The following is a 12,394-nucleotide window of genomic DNA, read 5'->3' on the forward strand; positions in this document are numbered from 1 at the left end:
CACATCAGCACTTGACGTTCACATTGCACATCGTTTAGACCATCCAAGCATGAAAAGAGGCGGTAGCGTTGAAGAAGATAAACAAATGGAAAAAATGGAAAATTGGCGCCGGAAGCGCTGCAGCCGTTATGGTACTATTCAGCATCGTTCAGCACAGCGATGCTTTTCGCGAGCAGGTGCTCGTGAGCGGAAGCCCAACGACCACGGATACGCAAGGCAATCTACAACAGCAGGACGACCGGATGCAGCAGTGGGCCGATAGCGGAGATGACAGGGAAGGCGATAGATGGAATGAACGCCCAGGACATGGCAGCGGACGCTGGCATGGCAGTAGAGGAGATGACAGCAGTTGGACCAATCGCAGCGGGGACTCATCAGATAGCGGTACCTCATCTGGCGGGGGCAACTGGACCTCACGGGAATATAGCAGTGGCAGCGGCATGCAGTCACGCACAGGGCGTTCCTGATGGAGCGGCTCTCCGAAATCGTGTTCCGCAGCATGAACACAGCCATCGAGGTGCAGTTGATCTTTGATCGCAATGGCGACCACAACACCGAGGAAATCGCCAACCTGTGCCGTCGTTGGTTCGACGACTGCGAACATCGGTTCAGCCGCTTTCTCCCGCAGAGCGAGCTGAACCGGCTGAACAGAGGCTCAGGCTCCTGGATGATGGTGTCGGACAACCTGCTTGACCTGCTGGCGGCTGCGGAACGCTACCGCAAGCTTACCGGCAGCCTGTTCCATCCCGGAATTCGCAACGCGCTCGAGGCGTCTGGCTACAGCCGCTCCTTCGAGCATGCCGCCGAATTCTGGCGGCAGCCTCTTACAGCACAGGCCCAGCGTCCCGCGGCACTTGACCTCAGCATGTCTCCATATGAGCTCGATACGGCCATGAAGGCGGTGCGTCTTAAGAAGGGGATGAGCCTTGATTTGGGCGGAATCGCCAAGAGCTGGACAGCTTGGCAGCTTGGCCGATGGCTGCAGCGGTCACGCAATATACCCGTTGTACTCATCAATGCGGGAGGAGATGCCGCCCTCTGGCAATCGCCAGCAAGCCAGGAGTTGGCGCACTTTGCTATCCGCTCGCCCTGGGCAGAAGACGAGAGCATCGGCGAGGTGGCGATGACGCATGGCGCGGTCGCGACCTCCTCAACAAGGGGACGGCGATGGAGGATGGGGATGGAAGAAAAGCATCATCTCATCGACCCCCGCTCTGGCAAGTCTTCGCACAGCGCCATCGTACAGGCCACTGTCGCCGGAGCCGATCTGACTGCATGCGAAATCTGGGCCAAGGTGCTCTGCATCGCCGGAGCAGAGCAAGGCCTGGAGTTAATGCAGCGGCACGCGCCAGGCTATGAAGCGATGTTGGTTGCAGCGGATGGGACGAATCAATTCCACGGGCGGGCAGAGTTCACCAACTTTCGTTGGCACGGCTGTGCTGACGGCGCTTCATCATAGCTGCTGGCCAATCACGATAAGATCATTTTACACGCAGAAGGGAAGATGACGAATGATAGACTGGATTCTAACATGGCCGACCTGGCAAATTACCCGCACGCTCGGCATCGCTGCCTACTTGCTGTTGTTTGCCGGGATGTCACTCGGCTTGCTGTACGGCTACCCCTTTGCCAAGGGCTCACTCAAAACGACGCTATACGCTTGGCATTCACGCCTGACCGGGCTGGGCACCATACTGGCTCTTCTGCATGCTGCCGTGCTGGTCGTCGATACGTACACTCCCTTCACATGGACAGAGCTTCTGATTCCGTTCATGGCTCATGACAAGCCGCTCTGGTACGGCCTCGGCACGATGGCGCTGTATGGCATGCTGGCACTGTTGCTAACTTCGGATCTCAGACCCACTATCAAACGGTCGGTATGGCTCGCCATTCACATGCTTGCTTACCCGATATATGTCGCCGCACTCATCCATGGTGTCATGGCGGGCACCGACTCCGAGCATCCGCTTATGCAATGGGTCTATATAACAACCTTGCTCGCAACTCTCGTGCTGGCTGCAGGGCGGGCCTTCATCCGCAGCCGTGCCACTAAGGGAAGCTCCGCTGCCCCGACTGCCCGAACCGCTCCGGCTAGGAAATTCTGATGCTGCCTTGCAGCCGGAAGGGATGCTTCAGAGCTCGCCTATGGAGCCTACGGTTGACAGGTGTCGTGACTGCATGATACACTTGGAACACTTTTACATGAACGGAGGGTTTGGTGTGATAGATTATATCCGGATTCGCACTTTGCGTGGCTAATTGCATGAATGCCCCAAGGCTCTGCCTGTAGGCAGAGGAATCAGGATAGGTCTGTCCACCTTCCCATACTCGCAGCAGCACTATTAATTGGCGACGTCTGGCTTAATTTCGCTACGTCTGTCTGCTGTTGCAGCTTCAGGATGGATGAGGACAGCCGCAGCTTATGCTGCGGCTCTTCTCATCTCATGCGCCATACGTCCCGCATGTTCTCATGTAGGTGCGCCTGCGCATGCTGCGAGTATTCAGATCGACCGACTTATCGGTATGCTTGCTGCCGCTTCTGGCGCTTCACTACCCATCTGATTCCTCTTCACCTGCGGACACAGGCAGCCTTGCCTGTGTTTTTTGCGCATCTAATGCGCATCTGTCCTGGGGCTTGTCGTTACTCCCCCCTATACCCAGATACAGAGAGGAAGATGAATCGATGAGAACAGAATGGACGAAAGTGCTGCTTGCCGGTGTACAGACGGGCAACCAGCAGCAATTTGACTATGCGATGGAGGAGCTTGCTCAGCTCGCATACGCTTGTGAGCTGGAGACTTCGGGTCAATTCTCCCAAAAGACGGCTCGCCCGCATCCCTCCACCTATTTTGGCAGCGGAAAGCTGGAGGAGCTCAGAGCGCTGCTGGCGGCTCACGATTATCCTGATGTCGTATTTAACGATGAGCTGTCCCCTTCGCAGATTCGCAATCTTGAGTCGGCGCTGCAATGCCGAATTATTGACCGGACGATGCTCATTCTTGAAATATTCTCGCGGCGGGCGAAGACGCGGGAAGCGCAGCTCCAGGTGGAGGTTGCGCGACTGCAATATATGCTACCGCGTCTGGTTGGCAGCCGCCAGTCACTGGGTCGCCAGGGCGGCGGCTCAGGACTCAAGAACCGCGGTGCTGGCGAGACTAAGCTGGAGCTGGATCGTCGCCGCGCCCTGGAGCGCATCGCTACGCTAAGTGCTGAACTTGAGAAGCTGGCAGAACGACGTCATCTCCTGCGCAAGCAGCGGCGCCATAATGAGGTGCCTGTTGTATGTCTGGTCGGTTATACGAATGCTGGCAAATCCTCGATGATGAATGCACTGCTGAAGCTGTGCGACCAGGCGGATTCCAAGCAGGTATTTGCTCATGATATGCTGTTCGCTACATTGGAGACGAGGTCGCGCGGCATTCAATTGCCCGGCAATCGTTCGCTGGTGGTCACCGATACGGTCGGATTCGTCGACAGGCTGCCGCATCATCTGGTGAAGGCGTTCCGCTCCACACTGGAGGAGGTCGCCGAGGCGGATCTCCTGCTGCATGTTGTCGATGTTGCCAACCCGGATCACGAGCGTCACATACAGGTGACCCGGGACACGCTGCGCGAGCTTGGGGCCGATCACATTCAGGAATTGCTCCTCTGTAACAAGGCTGACCTGACCAATGAGCCCTATCCGCGTGTTGAAGAAGAAGCCATCTACCTGTCCGCAGGCAAGGCAGCAGGGCTGGAGGAGTTGACGGCAGCGCTGGATACGCGCCTGTTCAACCATTATGCCCGTCACGAGCTGCTCGTGCCCTATCGTAGCAGCCACATCGTCGCTTATCTCCAGAGGCGCACCGAGGTAGCCGAGCTGTCCTATGAGGAGGAGGGCACTCGCATGGTTGTTCTGTGCGACAGCGCGGAGCTGGAGCGCTACAAGCATGAGGTGCAGATTCTGTAGCAGCGGCTCCCAGTACGGTTCGCGATTTCCTTTCCGTGCCGGGAGAGGCTGCTCGCCATTGTCCCTGCAGCACTCTCAGGAAGAAATCCTCCTGACCAACCTGTCCGCCCTTGAGTACAAGCTGCAAGCCGTCGAACTGCGGACTCTCCGCATAGCAGACGCACAGTGGTCCGCCAGGGGCGAGCGGCTGCAGCGCCTCCAGCGCGTAGATGCCTAATTCGCGCATCACATAGCCTGAGGTGTCTCCTCCTGCCACCAGCAGCCGCGGCAATGAATGGCGCTCAGCAAATTCTCGTGCCAGCCGTCCAAGCTGCTGGCCGATCAGCCGTCCAGTGTCTGAGGCAGACAGACCTGCTTGCTCCAGTTGCTGCCGTGCCAGGCCGATCTGCTCATCGGCAGAGCCGAGCGCCGTGTAGACGAGCGGTATCCCGCCCTCTGCGGCGACCGACTCCGCCCGAGCCAGCAGCGCTCCCCGCTCGGCTGCTGCTGTATCTGGATGAAGCAGCCGCGGCACATTAGCCTGGATGCCAGTAAAGCCATGATCGAGCGCATAGCGGATCTGCGCCTCCGTCACAGGTGAGCAGCTACCAGACACAGCCAGCATCGCTGACGCTCGACCGCCCCCGCTGGCCTGGCGTTGTGGCTGCTTGCCATGCTTGACAATTCCCTGCTGCTGCCAATGCGCAGCCAGTGCATACTCGATGCCGGAGGAGCCGACGACGAAGCGATTGCCCTGCTCGGCAAGCTCCCAGATGAGCTGCCCCGCAGCCTGCAGGCGCGGCTGATCCAGCACATCAAACAGCAGCACACCGGGCTGTTCGGCGAGTCGTAGCTGCAGCCTCTCCCGCAGCCGCTTGCTGTCGCCCTCCAGATCGAGAATATTAAGCAGCGCCGAGCTGCGGTTCGTCTGGCGAGCCAGATGGCGCAGCAGATCGGCCTCGTCCATCGGTGTCATCGGATGGCTCGACATCGTTGGATGGCGGTCAAGACGATAGGCCATTCCGCCAACCGCCGCAAAGTGCTGCCCGAATACGGTATAGCGCTGCAATGAAGGAGCGCCGACAAGCAGCGGTACAACCGACTGATCATCGAACGCGGCCGCCCCAATCTCCATTGCCCGCCCGATGCTGCCAATCGTCGGAGACGAATCAAAGGTGGAGCATACCTTGTAATGTACGATCTTCGAGTTAAAGCGCGCCAACGCCGCAAATACTGGCACAAGCTCGCGTTCCATCTCATCCGGCGGCAAGGAACGGCTAATGCCTGCTATACCTAAGGCCTGAATGCCGGCAAATCGACTCGCCAGCAGCTCCTCCGTCGGTGGCTCCAGAAACAACACGGTACGTACACCATTCCATGTCAACGCTTCCATAACATCCGTCGAGCCTGTGAAATCATCGCCGTAATAGGCCAGCAACAACCCGTCTGCTCGCGATCCGCTGTCCATCTCCTGACTCCCGCAGCTTCCATCCTGTCCATGCTCATGATGTCCGTTATGTTCCATATCTTCCGCATCTCCCTCATCCATATCTGCCCTTGCATCTTCCGCTTCCGCTATCCTTGCCCGTTTCCCCCTGCTCACGACTTCAATCCTGCCGCTCTTCCAGCTATAATGCCCAGCACACGCTTTCGTCGAGTATAGCACATCACTCTATTGTATTCAACATGTATACAATTGATATACAATGAGAGTTGACGGGCGATGTCTCGCCTGATAGTCTGAATGAAATCGTTTATTTGGCATTTGGATAAAGGAAGGGAAATGAGAGTATGGCGAAGCTGACATTAAAAGAACAAGCCTACCAGCAACTGCGAACGCTTATTTTGAGCGGCGAGATTCAATCGGGGGCGCAATTGACGGAGAACTATCTGGTGGAGCTGCTGCAGATGAGCCGTACCCCGATTCGCTCCGCGCTGGAGCGGCTTACGGCCGAAGGACTGCTCAACTACGCGCCTAATAAGGGGCTCAGCCTGAATGAGCCGTCGCTGCAACGGGTCGTAGATTTTTTTGATGTGCGGATAGCGTTGGAAGGACATATCGTGAAGAAGCTTGCTGCCCGCGCTTGGCAGGAGCAAGATATAGCATGGTTCCGCAGCAACCTTGCCGAGCAGGAGGCGGCGATGCGTGTCCATGATTATGCCGCATTCTCGCTGAAGGATTCCGAATTCCACCGGCAACTGGCTATCCTCTATGACAACCATGAAATTATTCTATGGATGGACAATCTGCAGGACAAGCTATTCCAGATTCCGCTCAAAATATTGCGCAAGGATCATCAACGCATCCAGCAGGCGTACCAGGAGCATGTCCAGCTTGTGGAAGCCATGCTCTCAGGAGCGAGCGACAAGGCACTCGCCCTGATGGTTGAGCATCTGGAGCATGGCGCGCGCATACTTGTTCTGTAGCACCGCGTGTTCGGCCTGTGTCGCGCAGCTCTCCGTTTGTGATCGGCCGACCGCTGTCATACAGCGAAGCATCACTGGGAGCTGCGCGCAGTGACATACTTTCTGGTGCGCTCACAAGCTGATCTCCTGCCCGCAAGTATCATCCGGTCATGCTTCCTTTAGATGATGAGAGCTTTAACCCCGCGTTAGCCTTCATGTCAGGACAAGGACATGAAGTGGCCGTCCGTGGCCTTCACATGGCTATCGGGACGGACGATAGTGCTGCTCCAGGCTGTAGAGCTCGTCCTCTATTTGTGCAGCCTTCTCGAGCACGAGCGCCCTGGCATCCGCTAGCGCATGATTGTAGATGGCTGGGCCCAGCTCCTCCAGCACAAACTCAACCAGTTGGTCGGCCCCTAGTTCTCCCAGTTGCTCGCCCCGCTCCTCCTCAAAATAACGCTGCACACGCCGCATCAATTCCTGCTTCACCTCACGGGACAGCTTTACACCATGCATCATTACCCTCCTATCTCAGGGCGTTATGCCAACACGCATAAGAGCCTCTATCCCCGCCTTTTCGCCCCCTCGCTTTTTCGCAGGCGTACCCGGGGGGAACGCCTGCGAAAAAGCTTCCGGCCATCATACGAAAGCTCGGTAGCATCTACTCCATGCGAAGCTGACATACACACCCTAGTCGTTGTCGACTTGGCAGATCGCGTAAACCGCTCACCGCCGATTACTCCCAGTATATCATATCGACCGCACCACGGCTGTACGCTCTCATGATGGATTGTCCATCATATAGAAATTCCAGCCATTCCAGCCATTTCAGGCATGCAGAAGAAACCGGAGGCCGCCTCGGACCTCCGGTCTTTCCCCTTGAGCAACACTACTCCGAACGGACAGCCAACCCGATGATCATTACAATCAGCACAAGCAGTTGAATGAGCAGCTCTGTACTCATTGCATTCCCTCCCTGCTATTGTAATGCTCCTTCGTGCCAGCTTCTCCTCTCCCGCAGCAGAAGTAGGCTTCCCATTAGTATACCTATGTCCGCAAGCGGACAGATATGATTAGGCCTGGAGGATGCCTGCTCGAATGGACTCCTCCACAAGAGTTCACCTCCACCTATTAGACAACAGATAGCAGGTTTCGGTTCCGTTAAGGCTTCCATTATTTTGTTCCTTCTGATCGGCGCTGGGCACAGACAAAAGCGCTGCCCTCTCCGCTATAGGCTGTGGCGGATGGAGCAGCGCGTAACGGTGCTGTGGACTTCCGGTACTGGCATCGCCCGGCAAGCACAGCTTCAGCTCTGGGACTGCTTCGTCTTGAGCAGATCATGAGGATGACTCATCCGGTACAGGAAGCTGGGATCGATGCCATGGCTTACGAATTCACTGACATGAATCGGCTTATAATGAATAAAGGACAGGAATACCAGAGGAGAGGCCATCCCGTTATGCAGCAGCTCCGAAGCCACCTTGGCACAGCGTTTCGTATAGATGCTGCACCATGGCTGCAGCCGATTATTCAACACGGGCACGACAGCGTCATACCCGCTAATCCGCTCCGCCATGAATACAGCAGCGTCCTTGGTCACCAGCGGCATATCACAGGCCAGCGCCCACACGAGCGGATGGGTGGACAGATGCAAGGCTGCATGAAGTCCCCCGAGCGCTCCGCTTCCCGAGGCGTAATCCGTAATCAGCCTAACCTTTGAATCCAGCACATCCAAAAAAGGCTTGGGAGCATCTGTCACCACAATTCGCTCCCCGCAGAGCTCACTAAGCACCGCAAGCTGACGGTCCAGCAGCATCTCTCCATTGTAGGTGCCAAAGGCGCCGCTTCGCGATGAGGGCGCATTGTCAGACGAGCCTCCCGCCAATATCGCTCCAGTAATATTCATCCCCTTCTCCTCCCTCCATTTTACATTTATTAAAACATTAATATTGCGGCCGCGCTGTGAGAAATCTCACGTTATTCCTGTATGTTCTCTGGGCTGTGACAAATATCACACTCCAAACAGCCAAATTTCGTATATAATAACGATAACAATAACGGGAGGGATTCATATGACTACCTTTGAATCGCAGGTTCATGATACAGGAGTACGGAATACATCCTGTTTTTCTCCAGAAAGTCTGGTGAAGCTGACAGAGATTATGTATGACAAGAAATGGCCTGCCAACACCTCCCTATATGAGGACGGAGATCTTGCAGATAAGCTGTATTATTTGAAATCCGGCAGTGTGAAAATTACAAAATCATCCCCGGACGGCAAGCAGATCATTATGTGCATCCATCAGGAAGGCGATCTGTTCGGCCAGGTCGATCCCTTCCAGCAGTCGACCCATTCGTTCCGTGCCGATACACTGGAGGATACGGTGATCGGTGTCATTCAGCAGCGGGATCTGGAAATTTTGCTCTGGCGGCATGGAGAGCTTGCTGTTGAGTTCATGAAATGGATGGGGCTGATGCATCGCGTCACCCAGACGAAATTTCGCGATCTGATGATGTTCGGCAAGCCGGGTGCGCTCTGCTCCACCCTGATTCGCCTGACCAACACTTACGGCGAGCAGAAGAAGGACGGCATCTGGATTTCCAAAAAACAGACGCACACCGATCTGGCCGAGATGATCGGCGCTACGCGTGAAAGTGTGAACCGGATGCTTAGCGACTTGAAGACACGTGGCGTGCTGTCGTATGATCAGCAGCATCTGGTCATTCATGATCTGGATTACCTGCGCGATATTTGCCATTGTGAGAACTGCCCCAAGGATATATGCCGCATGTAGTCTACATTATATATTTTGCATCCGACTACATGAATACCCCCTTCTCCCTCGCTGCGCTTCACGGGGATGAAGGGGGTATACTTTTGGCTATGAACCAGGCGGGCTTAGCCAGCTTGCACCGGTCGGTTGGTTCCAGTCGGCGTACCGCGGTGTTTCAGCTTGTTCCAGCCTTTGCGCAGCAGCGGTCTGACATAGTAATCGAGTCCGAAGCGTCCGGCATTGGCGCCACCTGCGATGACGAGGAATCCGAGGAGCATCAGCCAAGGGTTGGTCGATACGGTTCCCGCAAACATGAACATGATGTTCATCAACAATCCGAAGAAGGTAGCAGCGATGGTCAGGCAGCCGAGCATCAGGCCGAGACCTACCAGAAACTCTCCAAGCGGGATCAGGAAGTTAATCAGCTTCACATTAGGCAAGGCGAAATTGTTAATAAATGCAGTAAAGGTAGGGTAAACTAAAGCTCCACTTCCCTTCTCGACAACCGGATTGTTAATCGCATTATTCAAAAATCCACTCGCATCAAACGGCGTGTCCCCTGTAAGCTTATGCCAACCAGGCACTAGCCATTGCCAGCCCAGATAAATTCTTAGCAGTGCAAGCAGTGCCGAAGCACCTACATTTTCCGTCCACCATTTTCTAATCATGTGTGTTCTCTCCCCTCATGTGTTGGGCTTGTATTGTTGTTCCTTGTTGCATCTTTAGTATGGCGCATTTCAAAAGATATGTATGTGAAAAAAATCACAATCTTATATTCTTTTTGATGATTCTCAAGAACAGAATAATTTGCCGTACCTATCAATAAATTTATTCTAAGCGAAATGAATGGCTATGAGGAGGGGATTGCCCTGCAAGCAGCAAGCATCTACGCGGCACAGTTAAATCCAGGCATTCGCGAGACGTTCTGTGGACTAGCCGCACTGATTGTGCCAAATACGGCTGCCCTACCTCAGCTTGGCGGCGAGCAGGCCATTGGAGCGGTCGAATTGCATGTGCAGCAATATATCATCTGGGAGCTTGACCATTCGCTAGCACTTATGAGCGGCCTGAGCCTTACTGTCTTCCCGCTTGCTGCCCCAACGGCGCAGATGTTGAATAGCGCCGCGATGCAGTTGGTCGCCAGAGGCTGGGAGACCTGTCCTCCGAATCCGGCATTGTGGGCCATCAGCCCCTTCGCCGCGCTCGTTCCCTGTGACCGGATGCGTGTCCTTGCGCTGCTGGAGCAGTTGCAATTTGACCTGGAGCTGCTACCGCCTCCGTATCAACATGACGGCGGATATGTGAAGTTCGTTGTCGATTATTTGAATCGGGCCGTCATGTTCGGCAATTATTCCGAATGGCCCGCCTACGGCCCGACCAGACTCGACACCCCGGTCTGCAGACGGCTCTATGGATTCCCGATCGGTTGGCGTCAAGCAGGGTATCCCGGCATCGCTGACGGCTATCGCGCATTTCTCGGCTTTGTACTCTATATTGAACGCGACCAAGGAGGCTACCAAATTGTATGATGCAGATGTGATCGTCATCGGATCGGGCGGCGGGGGTGCCGTAGCCGCCAAGGAGCTGGCGGAGAAAGGGTTGAAGGTGCTCGTTCTGGAGGCCGGCCCCTTCTATGGCAACAAGAAATGGCCGCAGCCCAATAGCGAGCGCGGCGGAGAATGGAGCTCCAGTTATCATGATCTGGACGTCAATATTTACAAACGAATCTATAACCGCTATGAAAATAATATGAATGATGTGGTCTCTGGCGTATTCCGCTTCGGGCCCGCCGACCGGCGCCGCTCCCCCTGGCATCGCATCCAGCGCCAGCGAGGAGAAATATGGCAGTTGTCCGGTGTCGGCGGAACGACACAGCATTACTGGTCGCAGTCTCCACGCGCCTTCCCGTCCGCTATCGACGGTGTATGGCCGATCAGCTACGCTGAGCTGGTTCCATATTATGAGAAGGTTGAGGCTACACTGCCGGTTAACTTCTCCCCTACTACGCCGAAGGAGGAGCTGTTCTACTATGGTGTAAAAAAAGCCGGCTGGAAGCTGAATCCGACGCTCGATGTCGTGACTCCCGGCTATCGTCCTAATCCGAATGCCATCTTGCCGCCGAATGAAAACCTGATGAACCCAAGCTATTCGATGGAGCAGCTAAATGAGATGGAGGGCTGCAATCTGCAGGGACATTGCATGAACGGCTGTACCGCCGGTCCGTCCGTTGATCGAATCGCCAAGCGCGGCACCCTCGTCAGCTATGTGCCGCTTGCGCTCAAGACGGGCAATGTCTCCATCCGCCCCAATTCCTTCACAATCAAAATATTGACCGAACGCGGCCCTGCCGGAGCACTGCACGCCGTAGGAGTGCGATTCCGGGATACTTGGACTGGAGAGATTGGCGAGTTGACCGCACAGACCATCGTCATGGCCGCGGGCTGTGTCGAGTCTCCACGCCTGTGGATCAACTCCGGCCTGCCTGATAATGGCTGGGTGGGTCGCGGCTTGACGAATCATTGCTTTGACTGGGTGGGAGGCGTATTCGATGAGAGGGATCTGCTGAATACGATCGGCTTTCCCGCTGTCTATCCCTATATCGGACATACATCGGGAGCCCGAGTCGATATTCCTGGAACCGGTATCTTCCAGGTGTCCTGCCTTAGTCCGGGGCTAATGTCTTACCTTACCTACGGATTTAGCGAGGCTGGCTATGCCGCCTTCAGCCACCCGGAGCCGGATGCTCCCTGGGATCTGCGGGGGCGCGTCATCGGCCCGCAGCTCAAGGCGCTTATGGAAAACTACAGCCGCACGATGACCTATCTGCTGCTGACCGACGATGAGACACGCTATATCAATCGAGTTGAGGTTGATCCGCTGCTGAAGGATGAGAACGGCCCTATTCCTGTTGTGCATTATACGCCCAGTGCCAAGACACTGCAGCGGCGCGACCGCCTGGCTCGTTATGCATGTGAATCACTCCAGGCTGCCGGAGCACGTACTATCATCCGCTCCGATACCCCATTTGCCTTCCAGCTTCATCTTGAGAGCACGATGCGGATGGGCTATGTTGTCGATACGAACTGCGAGGCCTACGATGTGAAGCGACTATTTATCGCGGATAACAGCGTGCACTTCAATGGCATCGGCGGGCCGAACCCGACACTCACCACACAGGCGCTGGCTACCCGCACCGCAGATAAGATAGCGGAGATTTATTTTAGCTGATATGCTTCCTTGGCGTTCATTGGCGCATCCCCTATGCGCCTTTGCCTCGGCAGATAAG

General features: G+C 55.6%; 11 protein-coding genes and 1 pseudogene. 8 read left to right on the plus strand and 4 right to left on the minus strand.

Features of this window, described 5'->3' with window-relative positions; all coding sequences use genetic code 11:
* The first annotated feature begins 68 nt into the window (after positions 1–68).
* From ACY1JZ_RS04870 to hflX, 4 genes are all read left to right on the plus strand, one after another.
* Positions 69–467, plus strand: coding sequence for a hypothetical protein (locus ACY1JZ_RS04870; RefSeq protein WP_462628301.1), 399 nt, complete (start codon positions 69–71; stop codon positions 465–467).
* Positions 467–1,459 carry an FAD:protein FMN transferase gene (locus tag ACY1JZ_RS04875; protein WP_462628302.1) on the plus strand — a complete coding sequence of 331 codons (993 nt, stop codon included), beginning with the start codon at positions 467–469 and terminating at the stop codon, positions 1,457–1,459. The genes ACY1JZ_RS04870 and ACY1JZ_RS04875 overlap by 1 nt, the downstream gene beginning before the upstream one ends.
* A 52-nt stretch (positions 1,460–1,511) precedes the next feature.
* Positions 1,512–2,105, plus strand: a complete 594-nt coding sequence (locus tag ACY1JZ_RS04880; protein ID WP_270170700.1) for a ferric reductase-like transmembrane domain-containing protein — start codon at positions 1,512–1,514, stop codon at positions 2,103–2,105.
* 578 nt (positions 2,106–2,683) lie between these two features.
* Positions 2,684–3,949 carry a GTPase HflX gene (hflX, locus tag ACY1JZ_RS04885; protein ID WP_270170698.1) on the plus strand — a complete coding sequence of 422 codons (1,266 nt, stop codon included), beginning with the start codon at positions 2,684–2,686 and terminating at the stop codon, positions 3,947–3,949.
* Between the two features lie 91 nt (positions 3,950–4,040).
* Here the strand turns inward: hflX and ACY1JZ_RS04890 are convergent.
* Positions 4,041–5,477: pseudogene (locus ACY1JZ_RS04890) on the minus strand (four-carbon acid sugar kinase family protein); the annotation flags it as partial.
* 242 nt (positions 5,478–5,719) lie between these two features.
* On the opposite strand from ACY1JZ_RS04890, the gene ACY1JZ_RS04895 reads away from it, so the two are divergent.
* Complete coding sequence (locus ACY1JZ_RS04895) at positions 5,720–6,355, plus strand: GntR family transcriptional regulator (protein WP_270170696.1); 636 nt, start codon at positions 5,720–5,722, stop codon at positions 6,353–6,355.
* Positions 6,356–6,595: 240 nt separating this feature from the next.
* Here the strand turns inward: ACY1JZ_RS04895 and ACY1JZ_RS04900 are convergent, their stop codons facing one another.
* Both ACY1JZ_RS04900 and mobA read right to left on the minus strand, forming a co-directional pair.
* On the minus strand, positions 6,596–6,850 hold the full coding sequence (locus ACY1JZ_RS04900) for a DUF2164 domain-containing protein (protein ID WP_462628303.1): 255 nt from the start codon (positions 6,848–6,850) through the stop codon (positions 6,596–6,598).
* A gap of 790 nt (positions 6,851–7,640) precedes the next feature.
* Entirely contained in the window at positions 7,641–8,240 is a 600-nt protein-coding gene (gene mobA / locus ACY1JZ_RS04905; RefSeq protein ID WP_462628304.1) for a molybdenum cofactor guanylyltransferase, read from the minus strand.
* A 166-nt stretch (positions 8,241–8,406) separates the two neighbouring features.
* Between mobA and ACY1JZ_RS04910 the strand changes: the two genes are divergently transcribed.
* A complete protein-coding gene (locus tag ACY1JZ_RS04910; RefSeq protein WP_462628305.1) occupies positions 8,407–9,129 on the plus strand; it encodes a Crp/Fnr family transcriptional regulator in 723 nt (240 codons plus the stop codon).
* A gap of 104 nt (positions 9,130–9,233) precedes the next feature.
* Here ACY1JZ_RS04910 and ACY1JZ_RS04915 read toward each other — a convergent pair whose 3' ends face one another.
* Positions 9,234–9,776, minus strand: a complete 543-nt coding sequence (locus ACY1JZ_RS04915) for a DoxX family protein (protein WP_462628306.1) — start codon at positions 9,774–9,776, stop codon at positions 9,234–9,236.
* Between the two features lie 174 nt (positions 9,777–9,950).
* Between ACY1JZ_RS04915 and ACY1JZ_RS04920 the strand changes: the two genes are divergently transcribed.
* Both ACY1JZ_RS04920 and ACY1JZ_RS04925 read left to right on the plus strand, forming a co-directional pair.
* Positions 9,951–10,637, plus strand: coding sequence for a hypothetical protein (locus tag ACY1JZ_RS04920; protein ID WP_462628307.1), 687 nt, complete (start codon positions 9,951–9,953; stop codon positions 10,635–10,637).
* Complete coding sequence (locus ACY1JZ_RS04925) at positions 10,630–12,336, plus strand: GMC family oxidoreductase N-terminal domain-containing protein (protein WP_270170687.1); 1,707 nt, start codon at positions 10,630–10,632, stop codon at positions 12,334–12,336. Before ACY1JZ_RS04920 ends, ACY1JZ_RS04925 begins: the two co-directional genes overlap by 8 nt.
* The last annotated feature ends 58 nt before the right edge of the window (positions 12,337–12,394 follow it).

Source organism: Paenibacillus sp. J5 (assembly GCF_054955055.1).